Origin of the sequence: Methylobacter sp. Wu1 (genome assembly GCF_036553575.1) — a bacterium.
Lineage (GTDB): Bacteria > Pseudomonadota > Gammaproteobacteria > Methylococcales > Methylomonadaceae > Methylobacter.
Map to the genome: position 1 here is coordinate 1 of NZ_JAZHOC010000076.1, position 18,910 is coordinate 18,910.

Annotated in this window: 15 protein-coding genes; 8 read left to right on the plus strand and 7 right to left on the minus strand. The window is 55.3% G+C overall.

The window, feature by feature from the left end:
• Positions 1–652, plus strand: a 652-nt coding sequence (locus tag V2P20_RS17595) for a hypothetical protein (protein ID WP_331820602.1), incomplete at its 5' end; no start/stop codon positions are given.
• A gap of 398 nt (positions 653–1,050) precedes the next feature.
• Here the strand turns inward: V2P20_RS17595 and V2P20_RS17600 are convergent.
• From V2P20_RS17600 to V2P20_RS17630, 7 genes are all read right to left on the minus strand, one after another.
• Complete coding sequence (locus V2P20_RS17600) at positions 1,051–1,536, minus strand: GNAT family N-acetyltransferase (protein ID WP_331820604.1); 486 nt, start codon at positions 1,534–1,536, stop codon at positions 1,051–1,053.
• A 280-nt stretch (positions 1,537–1,816) separates the two neighbouring features.
• On the minus strand, positions 1,817–2,644 hold the full coding sequence (locus V2P20_RS17605) for an alpha/beta hydrolase (protein WP_331820606.1): 828 nt from the start codon (positions 2,642–2,644) through the stop codon (positions 1,817–1,819).
• A gap of 83 nt (positions 2,645–2,727) precedes the next feature.
• Complete coding sequence (locus V2P20_RS17610; RefSeq protein ID WP_331820608.1) at positions 2,728–3,138, minus strand: SRPBCC family protein; 411 nt, start codon at positions 3,136–3,138, stop codon at positions 2,728–2,730.
• 214 nt (positions 3,139–3,352) lie between these two features.
• On the minus strand, positions 3,353–5,800 hold the full coding sequence (locus tag V2P20_RS17615; RefSeq protein WP_331820610.1) for an arylsulfatase: 2,448 nt from the start codon (positions 5,798–5,800) through the stop codon (positions 3,353–3,355).
• A gap of 106 nt (positions 5,801–5,906) precedes the next feature.
• Positions 5,907–6,602: a hypothetical protein gene (locus tag V2P20_RS17620; protein ID WP_331820612.1), complete on the minus strand. Its 696-nt coding sequence runs from the start codon at positions 6,600–6,602 to the stop codon at positions 5,907–5,909.
• 257 nt (positions 6,603–6,859) lie between these two features.
• A complete protein-coding gene (locus V2P20_RS17625; protein ID WP_331820614.1) occupies positions 6,860–7,438 on the minus strand; it encodes a hypothetical protein in 579 nt (192 codons plus the stop codon).
• A 39-nt stretch (positions 7,439–7,477) separates the two neighbouring features.
• Positions 7,478–8,284 (minus strand): class I SAM-dependent methyltransferase, encoded by an 807-nt coding sequence (locus tag V2P20_RS17630; RefSeq protein ID WP_331820616.1) that lies wholly within the window; start codon positions 8,282–8,284, stop codon positions 7,478–7,480.
• Between the two features lie 463 nt (positions 8,285–8,747).
• On the opposite strand from V2P20_RS17630, the gene V2P20_RS17635 reads away from it, so the two are divergent.
• The 7 genes from V2P20_RS17635 (at position 8,748) to V2P20_RS17665 (ending at position 18,888) form a co-directional block, all read left to right on the plus strand.
• Positions 8,748–11,114 (plus strand): arylsulfatase, encoded by a 2,367-nt coding sequence (locus V2P20_RS17635; protein ID WP_331820618.1) that lies wholly within the window; start codon positions 8,748–8,750, stop codon positions 11,112–11,114.
• On the plus strand, positions 11,111–11,539 hold the full coding sequence (locus V2P20_RS17640; protein WP_331820620.1) for an STAS/SEC14 domain-containing protein: 429 nt from the start codon (positions 11,111–11,113) through the stop codon (positions 11,537–11,539). Before V2P20_RS17635 ends, V2P20_RS17640 begins: the two co-directional genes overlap by 4 nt.
• 123 nt (positions 11,540–11,662) lie before the next feature.
• Positions 11,663–12,439: a hypothetical protein gene (locus tag V2P20_RS17645; protein ID WP_331820621.1), complete on the plus strand. Its 777-nt coding sequence runs from the start codon at positions 11,663–11,665 to the stop codon at positions 12,437–12,439.
• Positions 12,440–12,491: 52 nt separating this feature from the next.
• The gene (locus V2P20_RS17650; protein WP_331820623.1) at positions 12,492–14,756 is read left to right on the plus strand and encodes a tetratricopeptide repeat protein; all 2,265 of its coding nucleotides are present in this window, start codon (positions 12,492–12,494) and stop codon (positions 14,754–14,756) included.
• Positions 14,757–14,838: 82 nt separating this feature from the next.
• Positions 14,839–16,425, plus strand: coding sequence for an FAD-binding protein (locus V2P20_RS17655; protein ID WP_331820624.1), 1,587 nt, complete (start codon positions 14,839–14,841; stop codon positions 16,423–16,425).
• 208 nt (positions 16,426–16,633) lie between these two features.
• On the plus strand, positions 16,634–18,265 hold the full coding sequence (locus V2P20_RS17660; RefSeq protein WP_331820626.1) for a cytochrome P450: 1,632 nt from the start codon (positions 16,634–16,636) through the stop codon (positions 18,263–18,265).
• A 20-nt stretch (positions 18,266–18,285) separates the two neighbouring features.
• Positions 18,286–18,888: a nuclear transport factor 2 family protein gene (locus tag V2P20_RS17665; RefSeq protein ID WP_331820628.1), complete on the plus strand. Its 603-nt coding sequence runs from the start codon at positions 18,286–18,288 to the stop codon at positions 18,886–18,888.
• Positions 18,889–18,910 lie beyond the last annotated feature (22 nt).

Consider the following 18,910-nt stretch of genomic DNA (forward strand, 5'->3'; position numbering starts at 1 on the left):
GATCCCCAGCCTGACGCTCGGCAATCGCATTGCCATGAAATCGGACGACAAAACCGTGCTGCTGGGCTTTAAAAAAGAAACGCAAGCGCCACTGTTTTTAGCCGACACTAAACTTGACACTCTGCCGGATCTGGATGAGGTTCCGGACTGCACTAGGGTGCCCGGCACGGATTATTTTCTTAAGCGTAAATATCTCAATAATGGCTCGGTTAAAAACTTTCTCTCCGGGTCTTTCGCCGAGCAATCGGATTATTTCGATGAGCTAACGCAAACTGCGCAGTATCCCGAGATATTTCCTTGCAGCCTGAGCTCCGGCGCCTTATTGGAAAAGGCGCAGTTAGAAAATCATGATTTTAAGCGCAATCCTATGGTTTATACCTCTCATGAAATTTCAGTGGATCGGCGCGCTTTAAGCTTGCTTAAAAATAATGAAAAGCTGCATATTCTGGTGGATCAACGCCCGGAATCAGGCAGCAATACCTTGAACCAGACCAACATCATGCTGAGGACCTATCATTGCTACGGTTTGTTGCACAACAATGACGTGTTATTCAGAATGACGCTGAACCTTGTTTCTTTAAAATACATACTGCAAAATTTTTCTGATCGGGGAAGTAAACAGATATTTCCAGAATTTTTGGCAGCCGATTAATAGAGCATTAATCTTTTAGTCAGAAACATAGCCTGAATTAAGAAGTTCAGGCATGCGTCGGCCTGAAAACGATCCATTAATTGGCCGGCCGTGCGCCGGAGCGTTTTCAGCCAAGCTGAGATCTGCCCGATCTCAGGCCGGGACGGTAAGGCGGCCGGTGTTTGAGGGCCGCTCCCGTGTGTTGCAAGCATGGCCTGAACTTTCGCCACCTAATGCGCTGCGTTTCTGCCCAGCCGCCTCACTAGCCGGGATTCACCTCGGTCATACAGATATTGGAAGGAGAATTAACGTTGCAGATAAAAGATCGGTTGCAGAGCAAGGTAGCCGGCGCTCAAAAGACACATGTGCTATTAACTTCAGAAGGTTCTGGCTGCGGCGGATTCTCTTGACCGAGAGGATTAGGCGCTTGTATCCTCGATTGGCTTAAACATCAGGACGTTCGTCGGGCGATAACCAAGACTATCGTATAAAGCTTGGGCAGATTTGTTGTGGCCGAATACGTGCAAGGAAATACCTGATAATCCGAGAGATCCGGCAAGGTTCTCAAGGGCTGCTAAAGCGCGCTTGGCGTGACCTTTGCGCTGAAATTCGGGCTTGATAGAGATGTCGTTGACAAAAGCGACTTGTTTCCCCGCCCGTTTCTGAACTTCGATCCACAGCACGCCAACGTCGGCTTGATTCGTTTGATCATACAGCGTAAACAGATGATGGTTTACTGTCTGCAGGCCCTGGGGCAGAAGTTTTTCAAATGACTTGCGCGCAAGGTCCAGCGCCTCGGCCTGATGCCACTGGCCGGCCGCAACTTTGTCGGCCGCATACGCAGGCACAGCCTCGGCAGCGAATGCGATAAACTCTTCCTGGGACATAGGGACAAGGATTGTCATCGTTCGGCTCTCCGGTTTTCGCTTATAAATTGAGCGGCCAAGTGTATCATTTCGTACGATTTTTGATCGACTGACGGATGAGGCTTCACGGTTGCTCCGGCCGCAGCAGTTCTTCCGCAAGCCGATCAAAGTTCTGTTCGTTGCCTTCGACAGCGAATCTGCCGGCATTTGCGCAAATGTCGGCAGATTCGAAGACTATGTGAAACGATTCTAGTGCTCGGAAATTGGTCTTCGAATTCGGTAGCGCTCCGGATGGCGATGTCCGTAAGCGGCCGTCATGTTACGCCTTGCCCAGTAGATTGCATATTTCAGGCACCGCCCGGTATAGGCACGAGTAGTGTGACAGGCCGTTAAACATCTTGATCGAGGTGCAGCCTGGGATCGCTGATTTCAGGTAATCGGCCATAAGCTTCGGCGACCAGTTATCCTCCGCGCCATGCCAGATGTATGTTTTGGCGGAGACCTCAGGAAGCGTGGTTTTCCATGGGCTCGCATAAGCTCCGATATCTCTCGCATAGCCTTGCACGCGGTCAGTAAAGCACAATCTCAATACTTGGGTGATGTCGGATTGAAATGCGCGGTCGGCTGCCAGCGCTTTGTCAGCACCGGCGGCGCTGGCAAATAAAACGCGAAATAATGCATTGGGGAAAAGCAAGGCGAGCAATCTTTGCCAGTAAGACAATAAAACGAACAGGGCAGGAAATGCTTTAGCCAGCTGAAAAACCTGTCTGCCAGCCATGGCTTCAAGGTAATCTCCTGCCTCCAGCGGCGCAGCTGCAGAAACCAAATGCAGACTTTTGACGGTCCCGTCAGTCATGTAACGGCACGTCTGCAGCGCAATAAAAGCGCCGATTGAGAATCCGATGACATCTACTTGTTTCCCGGCAGCTTTCTTTGAAATTTCCTCAGCCAGAAGCTTGTAATACGTTTCCCCGTTTACCGAAGCATCGATAGAAAACCGATCAAAACAAACAAACGTCAAACCGTGGCTTTTCCCGTCAGGATCGAAAATTTTGCATTCTTCCGGCGCACCGGGCACACCATGAAAATAGATGACTATTTGTCCGTCATCGGCGCCGAACTGACTGAGTTTCAATGATTGTTTCATTATATTCCTGGCGTTTGATAGTTGGGTTCAGCGGTAGTCTGTCAACGTCGTCAGCTGGATAGAGATGTTGATTTCCAAGACCACTATATTCTCGATTCAACATATAAGGCAAACCTGTTGAGAATGCTTTGCCAACCCTGCCTCTGCAATTCAGCCGAATTCGCATCTTCGGCGTCAAATGTTTCCACAATCTTGATTTTGTTATTCACTGGTTCAAAGTTGATTGAAACAGTCCGCCCATCTTCCAGGCTATACTCGATCAGTCTGTTTGGGACCACATTTGTATAGGTTCCTTCAAAATCAAACCCCATGCCGCCGTCTTTTGCTTCCATTCTATACGAAAACCTTCCTCCAACCCGAAGGTCATTTACGCTTCTCGGGTTGTGCCAATCGTCGCTGGCTGCATGCCACTGATTTATGTCAGCCGGCGTTGTCCAGGCAGACCAAACCTTCTCAATATCCGATTTAACCGTCGCTTGTATGCTGATTTTCATGTTGTTCCATCTCCGAAGTGAAAGGCAGTTAATATTAAAGGCAAAAAAGCGCCGCCAATCAATGCTGGGTCAGGCTGAATCTGTATCGCATAGGATGTGCCGACGCAAGGACTGTCCTGAGCGCAGTCGAAGGGAGGCGCATCGCCCGCCTTCACCGGCTGATAGGCACGGCGGCTCTTCCTCCAGCATGCAATCGCTGTAAACGATTCCAGCCTTACTCCACCACAAGCCTTGATCTTACTGCCATGCTTTTGATTTTTTCCTGATCGGCCGTGTTTACGCTTGCCGGTTTGATGTCAATTTCCACTTTCTTGAGGATGCCCGTAAATCGATTGGGCGAAGCATAATCTGCACTCACGGGCGATCCCGTATCTTCGCCCACGTCGAAGGTTTCGTCAGCCGAGAAACGCCCCCAGTTGGTGACTTCAATGCGGCCTTCGCCCACCTTCTTGTCATTGACGAAGAGTGTCGTCGTGGCGCCTTTGCCGATGCCGCCGCCGTCATAGCGAAACTCCATGCGGATGGCGGCCGGCCCCGGCGACAGCACTTCGGACCCGGTCACTTTGCGGCGGGCCTGAGTGAAGTAGTTATACTCGTAGACAGGCCGTCCGTCCTTGATATAAAGGGAAAAGCCGCCGACTACGCCGCCTTCTGCAACCAGAACGCCGTCAGCACCGCCTTGGGGCACTTCGATGTGTGCCGTAATGCTATGCGATGTGTTCTTGGTTGGCGGCGCAGAGCTCTCCGGAATTCGGATGCTTCCGGGATAATAGGTGAACTGGGTGCGCCCTTCAATCAGGCTTGGACGCAAGCGAGGATCGGTGCGTTCGGCCAGGCGGTCGTCCAGCGGTAAAACCTGAAATTTTTTGGCCTGCACCCAGAACTCGTCCTGCAGCTTTTTGAGCCTGTCGGGATGTTTGGCGGCGAGATCGTCGGCTTCGCTGAAATCGTGCGTTAAATCGTAAAGTTCCCATTTGTCCTTGTCGAAATCATAGGTTCCGGTCGTCCACGGCAGCCGGCCATGGCGAGCGGCGGCAATCCAGCCGTCCTTGTACAGCGCCCGGTTGCCGAACATTTCAAAGTACTGTTCGCGCCGTGCGCTTTCGGCGCTAGGCTGATCGAAGCTGTACAGCATGCTGACGCCTTCCATGGGCTTCTGCTTGACGCCGTTCACTTCGCCGGGTATCGGGAGTTTCGCCGCTTCCAGGATAGTAGGCGCGATGTCGATCACATGGTGGAATTGGGGGCGAAGACCGCCGCGATCCTTGATGCGGTCCGGCCAAGTGATCACCATGGGATTGCGTACGCCGCCCAGGTGTGAGGCGATCTGCTTGCCCCATTGAAAGGGCGTGTTCATGGCCCAGGCCCAGCCCACCGGGTAATGATTGTAGGCATTGGGTCCGCCGATCTCGTCCAGATGCTGCAGGATAAAAGCCGGATCTTCCTGTACACCGCCTAAGGCCGCCATCTCGTTGAAAGAACCATACAATTGGCCTTCCATGGAGGCGCCGTTGTCGCCGATGATCCAGAAGACGAGGGTGTTATTCAACTGGCCGACCTGGTCCACGGCATCCAGAACGCGGCCCACTTCGTAGTCGGTCTGCGCGGTATAAGCTGCGAACGCTTCCATTAAACGCGCGGCAACCTGCTTTTGGCCCGGCGTGAGCGAATCGTAGGCCGGAATTTCCCTGGGCCTGGGCGTCAGCTTTGTATCCGGCGGGATAACCCCCAGCTTGAGCTGGCGCTGATAGGCATCTTCGCGGTACTTGTCCCAGCCCTGGTCGAATTGTCCCTTGAACTTGTCCAGCCAGTCTTTGGGTACGTGATGCGGGGCGTGGGTGGCGCCGGGCGCATAATAGATGAAGAACGGCCGGTCGGGCGTGACCGATTTCTGCTGGAAAATATATTTGATGGCTTCGTCCGCCAGCGAATCGTTGAGCGTGTAGCGGCCTTCCTTGCCTTTCGGGACCTGCATTTCCACGGGCTGGTGATCGCGATAAAGCGCCGGCGCCCACTGATTCGCTTCCCCGCCGATAAAGCCGTAGAAGTGGTCGAAGCCTTGCAGGCCGGGCCAGCGGTCGTAGGGGCCGGAGACGCTGGTCTCCCAGTCCGGGACATTGTGGTTTTTGCCGAAGAAGGCGGTGCTGTAGCCGTTCTGGCGCAGGATCTCCGAGATCATCGCCGTGCTTTTGGGAATCTGGCCGGTATAGCCGGGATAGGCGGTGCCGGTTTCCGTGATCGTGCCGGTGCCGGCCGAATGGTGGTTGCGCCCGGTCAGCAAGGCGGCCCGGGTCGGCGAGCACAGTGCCGTCGTGTGGAATTGCGTATAGCGCAGGCCGCCTTGCGCCAATTTGTCCAGGTTGGGCGTGGGAATCTGTCCGCCGAAGGTTCCCCAGGCGCCGTAACCGACATCATCGATCAGAACGACCAGGATGTTCGGCGCCCCGGCCGGCGCCTTGATGACCGGAATCTTGTCGGGTTTTGAATCCTTGTAAGTCTGCCCGATCTTGCCTTTGAATGGCGGCTCGGGGGGAGGCAGCACGGTGCCGCCCGGAGCTTTTGCCCAGGCAATGTCGAGCGAAAGCGCCAGTAAAATGAAAATCATGAACAACGGCCCGAGTAATGCGCCCAACTGCTGTTTCTGAAGGCTAGTTGTATGCATTGCAATCTCCTATCGTTGTTTGAAGTTGCTGTTTTCCCTGCGCTTGTTCCGGCGGCGATACGTACTGCTGTTGTTTGAGTATCGCTGTTACCCGAATTCGGCCAAGTTACTGGTACTTGATGGCTATGGCGATCACGACGCGGCCTTCGATCGGCTGAACGGACCGGTCCCGCCACGGCCCGGTGACCCAGGCGCCGGTGACCTCGGTACGGTCATAGACGACGACCGCCGCGTCAGCGCCCAGCTTGGCCGCCTCCTGGCGCAAAGCCTCTTCAATTTTGCTCACGTCGACGCTCTCGCTTGAGGGTTCGGCCCTGACTTCGCCCAGGCGCACGTGCGGACGCGTCGGTTCCGCGCGCAGAATCTGAACCTGCGACGGATCGGACGGCGGATACTTGGGACTGCCGACATCCTGCGTATGCCTTGTGTCTACCGTTTGGCATCCAGTGACCTGGAGAAGCGTGGCGATGACAAGCAGGCCGCTGATGAAATTGATTATCGTGGTCACGAGTCTCCTCCTGGCTGCTTCAGTTGTGAGCGATGTTTGCTTTCCAGCGGCGCAACTCAACAATCTGGCCGCATAATGGCCAGCCTTATGGCTCAGAAGACTTGGCAGTTTATCGGGCGACTCTTCGCATTTGCCATCCGGACTGTCATGGGTATCGCGGCTTGTCGGCATCTTCGATAGGAAGTGCGGGCAGGGCGGCGAGAGTCCCGGTTCCCAAGCCTGCGGCCGACGGAGCGCAACGCATGGCGGCAGTCCGTTTTGATGCGACGGCAGATTACTGACACGCTGAGCCAAACTGGATTTCCGCTACTGTAGCGGCTATCGGCCATTGTTCATGTTTTAAGCCGGTTTTCTATCCGTACTATTACTATCCGTCCAATTACTGATGGCTCTGATTCTGCAGGTAAGGATAGGCGGAACATAAGCCGGGCAGGGCGTGTGAATGCATAGCCTGCCCCGCTTAGAGCGCCTACTGTCGGCAGTCGCCCCCACAGGTTTTAAAACCGCCTATTTCGACGGTTGAACAGGCAAACTGCGTAAGCCCTGTTCAATTAATTTGAGCTGTCAGTGCTGGTGCTTGTATCGCCAGGAGTAGAGCCTGCGCTGCCGACGGCAACACGTTTCGCCTGGAAGTTATGGCTGAATTCATCGGTTGGCTGAACGCTGCCGGGATTCAGCGGATCTACGCCGGGGCCGAAAACCTGTCCTTTTACAGTGACGGTTACAGTCTGCAGTGTATTATCGAATTGCATATCGAATTGAGATTTTACGGTGCCCAAGAACGCGTCCGTTGCCGCATCATACACAATACTCAAAACGGTAGCCTCAGCCTTGTTGTCTCCACTGCTTTTCCAGGTACCATGCTGGTTACTGAAAGCATTGGGAGGCACTTCTCCTCTAAACTGAACGGACTGTATGCTCGTCAGGTTGCCGTCCGCGAAAAGGTTCAGAATTCTGGTTGACTCATCAGCGGATTGAGGCATCGCCAGGTATGTGCCGGCAATTTGTGCGCCGAAGTTGTTTGGCTGCGTCTGTTCGTCCGTACCGGAAAACGCCGGAGATGAAAATGCGAAGATGCCGAAAATCATTACGGTACGAATAACTGATATTGCTGAGATTGATGGTTTCATTTGAATCTCCACGAAAGCTGATTAAAGGGAGAGCGACTTTCAGGTATGCCCAATCTTTTGCGCGGCCCCCATTGCCTGGCGCTGAATGACAAACTGCTCATGCCCCGTCTTAATCACAATCCGGCCGGCTCGGGCATAAGGCGAGAAAAGATCCATCATAGGCTGCCGCGGGATTTCATCGAAATAGTCCCCCATCAGGAAGCGCATGATTTTCAATCGATTCTCCTCCGCATCCGGAAAAGCCAGCTCATAATGCATGGCCTGTTTGCGATAAACTTCGCCCTGCCTGTCCAGGCTGGCCTCAAAGTCTTCTGCTGTGTGGTAAGGATAAGGCATGTTGATCAGGTTAAAACAATAGGTCGCGAACTGGATCAGCCTGTTTTTCTGCCCGGCGATAGCGGCAAGGAACAGCCCTGTGGGGGTTAAAGCGCGAAGAATGCGGGCCAGCACTTCATCAAGACGCGGGACATAGTAAAAAACATGGTTGGCCAGGACCAGATCAAAGCGGGCTTCCAGGCCAGGCGGCAGCGCCGGCCAGGCTTGCGCGGGATGCGCAGAGAAGGGCTGCAGCTGCTTGAGCGCCTGTCGGAGATAGCCGGGCTCAGGCTCGACCAAAGAGAGCCGCAGCCGCTTCGGCGGCAGGCGGGCCAGGGCGAGAAACTGGCGGGAGAACCGCCCTGAGCCGCAGCCAAAGTCCAGCATATGAATCGGGCCGCTTCCAGCCGTACGTACATGCACGTGAGGCATGTAGGCGAGCAAATCTTCGGCGGCTTCCGTACTATGCTCTTCAAAAAAGAGATAATCATCGCGGATGGGCCCGAAGTCTTTACTGCAAGTTATGCCCATGGCTGAATCTCTGCGTCAGCATATTGGTCTCTCGCCGGGACATCCCATAGACGGTCGCCGACGAAGCACTGTGTAATAAGAAGTTGGTATGGATGTGATAATTGTTTATCTTGGGTCAAGTCGCATTTCCGTTACTTCAGAGGCTATTGTTCTTGTTTTTGGCTGAATTTCTATTCGTACCATTACGGTCTAGCTTGACAGTTACCGGGCTTTGACTTGAAACCAGCTGTTCAAGCGACTGAGTGCGGAGAAATACGCACTAATGTGAAGTCTGGCCAATCCCGGCTTCTTGCTGCATACGCACGCTTGGACAGATCCTCCGGGAACTGGCTCGGCAGCTGGAGTGTCAACCAATCCAGAGCTGCTCACGCTGAGATTGTTTTAAACACATGCAGCCGATCAGGCCAGACCGATCTTTATCCCAATCGATGAAACCCAGGCATTCCGGAAAAGGATAAGAAAAATGAAAAGACAATATCTGTTCGTAGCCTTATTCATTCTGTCTGTTTTCGCCGCCCTTGAGCCGGCCGGGGTAGCGGCTGCCACGCCCGGCGCAGCCAAACTCGACCGCACCATCCTGCCCATTATCGAACCCGATTACCCGCCGATTAAGGAACTCGACGCCCGCAAGGCCAAGGCTCCGCCGCGCTTCGAGGTCAAGGCGCCAAAGGGCGCGCCCAACGTAGTTATCGTGCTGATTGACGACATGGGCTTCGGCACGGCCAATGCCTTCGGCGGCCCGGTCGCGATGCCGACAATGGACCGGCTGGCGCAGGAGGGCCTGCGCTACAACAACTTCCATACCACGGCGCTATGTTCGCCGACCCGCCAAGCGCTGAAGACGGGCCGCAACCACCACACCGCCAACACCGGTTCGATCATGGAGACGGCTACGGCGTTTCCCGGCGATACCGCCGTGCTGCCGAACAGCGTGGCGCCGGTGGCCGAGATACTGCGGCTCAACGGTTACAGCACCGGCGCTTTCGGCAAATGGCATGAAACGGCGCCCTGGGAAATCAGCGTTTCGGGACCGTTTGCCCGCTGGCCGACCCTGCAGGGGTTCGATAAGTTCTACGGCTTCCTGGGCGGTGAGACCAATGAATGGTCTCCTTTGATTTACGATGGCGTGACCAAGGTCCAGCCGCCGCATGACCCGAACTACCACTTCACTACCGACATGACCAACCAGGCCATCGCCTGGGTCCGCTATCAGCAGGCGCTGACGCCGGACAAGCCGTTTTTCGTTTACTATGCGCCCGGCGCCACCCATGCGCCGCATCATGTGCCGAAAGAATGGGCCGACAGGTATAAAGGAAAGTTCGACCAGGGCTGGGACAAGCAGCGCGAGGAGACGCTCAGGCGGCAGATCGAGCTCGGCGTTGTACCCGCTGGAACTCAACTGGCGGTCAAGCCCGAGGCCATAAAGGACTGGGACAAGCTCACGCCGGACGAGAAGAAGCTGTTCACGCGCCAGGCGGAAGTCTACGCCGGCTTCGCCGAACACACGGACCACGAGATCGGCCGTCTGGTCAAGGCGATAGAGGACCTGGGCGAGCTGGACAACACCCTGTTCATCTATATAGAAGGCGACAACGGCGCCAGCGCCGAAGGCGGCATGAACGGCATGTTCAGCGAGATGACCTACTTCAACTACGTGCAGGAGACGGTGGAAGACCAGCTCAAGCACCTGGATCAATGGGGCGGGCCCGAAACCTACCCGCACATGGCGGCCGGCTGGGCGGTAGCGTTCGATGCGCCGTTCGCGTGGACCAAACAGGTGGCCTCGGACTTCGGCGGCACGCGCAACGGCATGGTCATTCACTGGCCCAAGGGCTTCAAGGCCAGAAACGAAGTCCGCAGCCAGTTCCATCACGTGATCGACATCGCGCCTACGATCCTCGAAGCGGCCCATCTCCCCGAGCCCAAAGTGGTCAACGGCACGATACAGAAACCCATCGAAGGGGTGAGCCTGGCTTACACCTTCGACGACGCCAGGGCCAAGGACCGCCATCTCACCCAGTATTTCGAGATGTTTGGCAACCGCGCCGTCTACCATGACGGCTGGTTCGCCGGCACGCTGCACCGGGCGCCCTGGGAGACCGAGAACCGCCGCCCGCTGACCGAAGACATCTGGGAACTCTACGATGTGCGCAAGGATTTCAGCCTCAGCCGCAACCTGGCGAAAGAGAACCCGCAGAAGCTCGCCGAAATGCAGAAGCTGTTCATGACCGAAGCGGTCAAGTACAACGTACTGCCGATCGACGACCGTCTGCTCGAACGCCTTACCGCCTCCGCGGTGGGCCGGCCCGACGTGATGGGCGGCCGTAAATCCCTGACCCTCGGCGAAGGCATGACAGGCATGATGGAAAACGTCTTCATCGACGTGAAAAACCGCTCCAAGACCATCACCGCCGAGCTGGAAATTCCCGAGAGCGGTGCCAACGGCGTCATCCTCGCCCAGGGCGGGCGGTTCGGCGGCTGGTGCCTGTACCTGAAGGACGGCAAGCCTGCCTACACCTATAACTGGCTGGGCCTGAACCGCTATACGGTGACTGCGCCGGAAGCCTTGCCGGCCGGCAAGTCCACGCTGGTGTTCGACTTCGCCTACGATGGCGGCGGAGTAGGCAAGGGCGGAACAGGCGCGCTGTCCGTCAACGGCAGCAAAGTCGCCGAAGGCCGCATCGATCGAACGCAGCCGAGGATATTCGCGATCGACGAAACGGCTGATGTAGGCATCGACGAGGCCACGCCGGTGGTCGACAGCCTCGGCGAGGGCGAACAAACGCGCTTCACCGGCAAGATCGAAAAAGTGACTGTCGAGGTGAAATGAATCCTGCAGAGCGCTACCCGGAGAAGCCGGCCACACTGCGGAATAATGACAAGAGAGGTCGTGCAATGGCTTACGAAATTTTGGAAATCGATAACGATATCATGCGTGTCCGCATTTCGGGCGTTATGAGGCTGGCCGATCAGAAGGCATTGCAGGAAATGGCCCGCGATCTGATCGATCGCGGCTTGAAGCCGAGGCTGTTGATACTGGCTGAGAATTTCGAGGGCTGGGAAAAGACCGAAGAATGGGAGGATGTCGGTTTCCTGACGGGCTATGGCAACTCTATTGTAAAGATGGCGATCGTGGGCGATGAAAGCTGGAGGGAGCAAATCTTCATGTTTACCGGCAAAGGGCTTCGCCCTACCGAGATTGAATTCTTTCCCGCTTCCTCATTGAAGGCAGCCGAACTTTGGGTGCGCGCGTAAATCGGCGATGCAGTTTCATGATCTGGCGCCCGGAAAGGGAAAAGGATTTGTTGTGTAACGGTTCTACAAACGACTGATGCAGCAGTGTCAGGGAATTACAATGAAGCGGGAGTAAACCAAAATATGGATCATACTAGCGTTGCGCTCTTGTCTTCAGCGGGTTTATTTCTCGGCATACTGCTTGCCTTTGAGGCTGGCAGGCTCATGGGTATTCGATGGTTGCCGAAATCGAAAAGCGGCAACACTGCCGCAGGACTGCTCGACGGTGCGGTCTATGCGCTGCTGGGCTTGCTCATCGCCTTTACCTTTTCCGGGGCCGCTTCCCGATTCGACTACCGCCGGGAATTGGTGGTCGAGGAGGCAAATGCCATTGGCACAGCCTATCTCAGGCTGGACTTGTTGCCGGTCGATGCACAGCCGGCACTACGGGCTTTATTCCGGCAATACCTGGATGCGCGTCTGGATATGACTCGGAAGCTGCCCGATATCAAAGCTTCCCGGGCCGCCCTTGCCCGGGCCAATGCACTGCAAGGCCAAATCTGGCCGATGGCCGTCAAGGCTTGTCAGGCTTCGGGATCGGTTCCCACTACGACCTTGCTGTTGGCGGCTTTGAATCAAATGTTCGATATCGCCAATCTGCGCACCACCACTTCGCTGGAGATGCATCCACCAAAGGTAGTCTTCGTCATGTTGTTCCTTCTGGCATTGATCAGCTCGGTATTGGTCGGCTATGAGGCGGATGGAGACCGGGGGCGAAACTGGGTCCATGTGCTGGTATTCGCCGTCATCATCTCAGGCACCGTCTATGTGATACTCGATGTCGAGTATCCCCGTTTAGGCCAGATTCGGATCGATTCCGTGGATCGGGTGTTCCTGGACCTGAGAAAAAGTATGGGATGAATTTGAAAATCACCGATCTTGCAAACGAGAGAGGAAGGGCGGAGATCATGAAGTGACAGTTTCTACCAAAAACAGATGGTTACTCGCTGCCGGAGCGATAGTGACGCTCTCTGTCGGCATGGGCTGGTTTTATTTCACGTTATCTGAACAAGAAGCCGTAATTGCGGCAGACATTGGGCCAGCCAAAGCAACTGCGCGGATTCAGCCTGAGTTTGTCGGCAGAGCCGCATGCGCCGGCTGTCATGCCGAACAGGATCGTCTGTGGCAGGGTTCGCACCACGACCTCGCCATGCAGGAGGCGAGCGAGAGGACTGTGCTGGGGGATTTTCGCGGCGCCGAATTCAAAAAGGACGGCGTGGTTTCCCGGTTCTTCCGTCAGAACGGGCATTACCTGGTGCGCACCGATGGCCCGGACGGCGAGCTTGCCGATTTCGAGATCAAGTACACCTTCGGCTTTACGCCGCTCCAGCAGTATCTGGTCGAGCTTCCGGGCGGACGGCTGCAGGCCCTGTCCATCGCCTGGGACAGCCGGCCTAAGGAACAGGGCGGCCAGCGCTGGTTTCATCTCTATCCGGACGAGAAAATCGATTATAAAGACGAACTGCACTGGACGAAACGCTCGCAAAACTGGAACTACATGTGCGCCGAGTGTCATTCGACCAATCTGCAAAAGAACTATGATCCGGCCAACCGCACTTACCGCACGGCCGCGTCGGAGATCGACGTAGTCTGCGAAGCCTGTCATGGGCCCGGTTCCAATCATGTGGCCTGGGCCGAACGCAAACCGGAGTTCGAGCGCATCGATGCCAGGACCAGGGGCTTGACCGTCCTGTTGAATGAACGGCAAAAAATCCAATGGACGATCGATCCGGCATCGGGTAACGCCCAGCGCAGCATCCCGCGCAGTTCCGATAGAGAAATCCAGGTCTGCGCCCGCTGTCATGCGCGGCGCGCCCAGATGGCCGGCGATTACCGCCATGGCCCGCTGATGGATACCCATCTGCCTTCGCTGCTGCAGGAAACGTTGTATCATGCCGATGGCCAGATCGAAGGCGAGGTTTACGAATACGGCTCTTTCCTGCAAAGCAGGATGCATGCGGCCGGCGTAACCTGCAGCGATTGCCATGAACCCCACAGTCTGAAGCTGCGCGCGCCCGGGAACGGGGTCTGCCTGCAATGCCACAGCCAGGACAAGTACGATACCGAAAAGCATCATTTCCACAATATCGGCTCTGGCGGCGCTCAGTGCGTCAACTGCCACATGCCGGCCAGGACCTATATGGTCGTCGAGTCGCGCCGCGATCATAGCTTCAGAGTGCCGCGCCCGGATCTTTCTGTGCGGCTCGGTACACCCAATGCCTGCGCGAACTGCCATGCGAACAAACCGACCCGCTGGGCGGCAGACAAAGTGCGGCAATGGTATGGACACGATCCCAAGGGTTATCAGGATTATGCCGAAACCTTGCACGCGGCGCGGACAGGGGCTACGGACGCCGAAGCGCGTCTGCTAGCGTTGCTGCGCGACAAGGATCAGCCGGCTGTCGCGAAGGCCACGGCGGCTGCGGAGCTGGGGCACTGGCTGAGCGAAAATTCGCTTCCGGCGCTGGCCGGGGCGCTAGGCGATGCCGATCCGCAAGTGCGCGCCGCCGCAGTCGAGGCCTTGGCGCCGCTGCCGCCGGATCAGCTTTGGCAAGTCGCCCATCCGCTGCTGCGCGATCCGGTACGGGCGGTGCGCATGCTCGCGGCGAGTGCGCTGGCCGGGATTCCCGTCGGACAGGTGCCGCCGGGCGAACGGGCCGATTTCGGGAGCGCTATCGATGAATACCTTGCCTCATTGCGCTTCAATGCCGACGAGCCGGCCGCACAGGTCAATCTGGGCAATTTCCACGCGGCGCGCGGCGAATTCGCGGAAGCTGAACAATCGTATCGCGAGGCGCTCGCCATCGATCCGGATTGGCTGCCGGCCTACGTCAATCTGGCTGATCTCTATCGCCAGACGAACCGCGACGGCGAAGGGGAGGCGCTGCTTCGGGAAGGATTGGCGCGCCAGCCGAAAGCGGCCGTTTTACATCACAGCCTCGGATTGCTGCAGGTGCGGCAGAAGCATCTGCCCGAGGCTCTGGCTTCGCTGAAGCAGGCGATGGAACTGGCTCCTGATGATGCGCGCTTCAGCTATGTTTATGCCGTAGCTTTGTACGGCGCGGGGCATACGCGGGAGGCGAAAGCCGTAGTCGAAGCTTCGCTGAAGAGGGCGCCGGGCGATCCGGCGCTGAACGAGCTGCGGTCTCAGTTGGCGGCGGAGGCACACAGGCGATGAACGCGCCGCTTGTTCCGAAACGAAAGAGCGTAGAATTAGCTTAGTTAAAGTAAACTTGACGCTTTTAAGGTCGGAAAGATTAATGAGCAATAACAATAATTACACGTTCTCAAAATTATTCGAACACATACTGACCCATTACCGGGGACTATTCGCCACCCTTTTCCTCCTGCCCGTTTCAGCGGTCTATGGCGCTTATGCCGGCGCCCGCAACTGGATTTCGTTCCATTTGAACAGTGCGCCCGCCAAACACGATGCCCGGGTTGAAGCGGTCATTCGGCAAATTGCGGACTGGAAAAATCAAGGCGCGGAGCAAAAACTTTGCACCGCCAGGTCAGGCTGGAAAACCATGAGCGAGCTGGTGCCTAAATACAAGCTTACGCACCGCAGGATCGATGTCGGCATGTATGACCTGCTTGAAATTGACGAACAGCGCAGAATCGTGCGGGTGGAGCCGCTGGCGACCATGGGCCAGATCTCCCGCAACCTCATATCGCGAGGCTGGACGTTGCCTGTGGTGCCGGAACTGGACAGCCTGACGGTGGGCGGCCTGATCATGGGCTTCGGCGTGGAAACCAGCAGCCATAAATATGGGCTGTTTCAGCACATTTGCGAATCCTTCGAGATTGTGACCGCCGAAGGGACGCTGGTTAAATGCAGTCCTTCGGAAAATCCGGAGCTTTTTTATCAGATTCCGTGGAGCCACGGCACGCTGGGTTTTCTGGTGGCTGCCGAATTGAAAATTATTCCGGTCAAAAAATATGTCAGAATTCACTACCAGCCCGTTCATACCCTTGATGACATGGTTAGCGTTTTCGAGCGAGCCAGCCGGGAGACGGAAAACAACGATTTCGTGGAAGGCCTGGTTTACGGGCGCGATCAGTCGGTCATCATGGTCGGCAGGTTTGCCGATACCGTGGGCTCGGACGGATCTTTGAACTCCGTCGGGCGATGGTACAAGCCCTGGTTTTACAAGCATGTCCAAACCTACCTTGAGCGCAGAAAAGAAGGCATCGAATACCTGCCGGTGCGGGATTATTTTCACCGGCATACCCGCAGTTATTTCTGGGCCATGGAGGAAATCATTCCGTTCGGAAACCATCCCGTTTTCAGGGCGCTGCTGGGCTGGGCCCTGCCTCCTCGAATCGAACTATTGAAATACACGGAAACGCAAACCACCCGGCGGCTTCGGGAAAAGTTTCATGTGGTTCAGGATATGCTCGTGCCGATCAGGCATCTGAAGCAGTCCATTGTCTATTTCGACGAGCATTTCCGGTTATATCCCTTATGGCTGTCGCCGATGGCGATCAAGGATAATGGCGGACAGCCCGGCTTTGTTCACCCTTTCCAGACAAAAGACGGCGCCATGGACGAAATGTATGTGGACATCGGCGCCTACGGTACGCCGGGCAGGGCGGGTTTCGATAATGCCGTCGCCCTGCCGTTGCTGGAAAAATTCGTTATCGAACACGGGGGCTACCAGGCCTTGTATGCAAGAACCTTCATGAGCAGGGAGGATTTCAGGAAGATGTTCGACCATGCGGGCTATGACGATTTGCGAGAGCGATTGCCGTATTGCCGGCAGGCTTTCGATGAGGTGTACGACAAAGTCTCCTCAAAAGGCAGGGTTTCGCCGGTCGAGATGAGGAAGCTGGAAAAGGCGAATTGAAAAGCTGCCGTTTGCAGACATTCGAACTTTTTGCCGGCAACACAGATTCTTCATGCGGCGCCTGGCATGGTAAAGGGAGACTGCCTGAATGTGGGGCAATGCCTTGCTGGTCTGACATTTACGCGATGGCTTGTAAAAGTTTTTGTACATTAGTCGGGCATCGCGCGTAAAATCACCGGTTTTCAGGCGCACCTGTCCAGATTGAGTAATGAATAAGACGAATACCGAAAAAACCGTTTCGCCCGGCAAAGCCCCGCCCAAAATGCCCGGCGCATTACCGCTTTTAGGACATATGCTCGCATTCGGCAAAAATCCCTTTGATTACATGATATCGCTTAGAAAGACGCTGGGGGAAATCGGTGAATTCCGCATGTTTCATCAAGAAATGGTGCTGATGACCGGACCGGACGCGAATGAAGCTTTTTTTCGCGCGCCCGACGCTCAATTGGATCAAAGCCAGGCGTATAAAATCATGACGCCGATTTTTGGCAAGGGTGTGGTTTTCGATGCGCCGCCGCATAAAAAAGACCAGCAGCTTAAAATGCTCATGCCGGTCTTGCGCGATAAACCGATGCGCGGCTATGCGCAAGTGATCGTCCGGGAAGTCGAGCAAATGATTGCCGACTGGGGCGATACGGGTGAAATCGATTTGCTTGAGTTCATGAAAGAACTCACCATTTATACCTCCAGCCACTGTCTGCTCGGCGATGAATTTCGTTACGAACTGAATGAAGAATTCGCCAGGATTTATCACGATCTCGAAAAAGGCGTGAATCCTCTGGCGTTTGTTTTTCCCTATTTGCCTTTGCCCGTGTTTCGCCGCCGTGATAAAGCGCGCGCCAGGCTTCAGGAATTGGTCACCGGGATTATTGCCAAAAGAGCGCAGAAACCAGAAAAAAGCGAAGATGCGTTTCAGTTGCTCATCGATGCCCGCTATGAGGATGGCAGCCGCTTATCCGCTCACGAAATAACGGGCATGCTGATCGGTACCCTGTTCGCCGGGCATCACACCACAGCGGGAACGGCCGCCTGGACCTTGCTGGAGCTGGCGCGCCGGCCTGAATATCTGGAGCGGGTCCTGAAAGAGCTGGATGCGCACTTCGGCGTTGACGGCGAAGTGACTTTTCAAGCGTTGCGCGAAATTCCGGTGCTGGAAAATGTCATTAAAGAAGTCCTGCGCCTGCATCCGCCGCTGATATTTTTAATCCGCAAGGTGATGCAGGACTTTCATTTTAAAGATTATACGATCAAGGCCGGAAAATATGTCTGCGCCTCGCCGCGCGTATCGCACCGCATCGCTGATGTTTTCCCGGACCCGGAAAAATTTGATCCCGACCGCTATTCGGAAGCACGCCAGGAAGATGCCAGGCCCTTCAGCTGGATCGCCTTCGGCGGCGGCAAACACAAGTGCAGCGGCAACGCGTTTGCCATGTTGCAACTCAAAGCCATTTTCAGCATTCTGCTGCGCCGGTACACTTTTGAACTGGTCGACGATAAAGACGCTTATCAGGATGACTTCACCCAAATGGTGGTGCAGCCGCTATCGCCTTGCCGTGTTCGTTATATAAAGCGCACGGATATTAAACGCGCCGCTGATGCGTCGCCGGAAAACATCGTTCAGGAAAGCGTACAAACTGCGCCGAGCTTTCGAATAATAATCGACAGAGAGCTTTGCCAGGGGCATGCAACCTGCATGACTGAAGCGCCAGAGCTTTTTCAGGTAGACGAGGCGGGCAACGTGACTGTTTTACAGGAAAACCCGCCGCCGGATCTGTTGGAAAAAGCCCGGCAGGCCGAAAAATATTGTCCGTCAAAAGCAATTAAAATTGAATCCAACTAAATGTACTGAAGAGATAAAGAATGGCCGCATATCCCAGAGAAGAACTTGAAGAAATGGTCGACCGTTGGCTGCAGGCGAATCGTAACGCGGAAAAAGAGGGTAACTGGCCCAAATACCTGGGCGAGATGTATACCGATACGGCCGAATATCGCTGGAATATCGGGCCCAATGAAGAATTCGTGGCGCGCAGCCGTAAAGAGATAGAAGAATGGGCTTTAGGCGTGCAAATGGAAGGTTTTGAAGAGTGGCGCTACCCGTATCACCGCATTTTAATCGATGAAAAACAGGGTGAAGTGATTGGCCTGTGGCGCCAGGTGTCGCCCGCGCTGAGAGACGACGGAAGCCATTATGAAGTGGCAGGCATAGGCGGTTCCTGGTTTCGCTATGGCGGTAATTATAAATGGGAATGGCAGCGGGATTTTTTTGATTTAGGCAATGTGAAAGCCTTGTTTTTTGAATTGGCGGCCGACGGCAAACTGGATCCGGCCGTGAAAAGAAAAATCGGCAAATTGGCCAAAGGGCAACTGCTGCCAGGCCATGAGCGCTTGCGCAAAGATCCCGGTTTATGGAAAAAACTGAAAGGTTTTATGGCAATGGTAAGCATTGCCCTGTTTAATAAGTAAAAAATACAAGCTAAAAGGAATC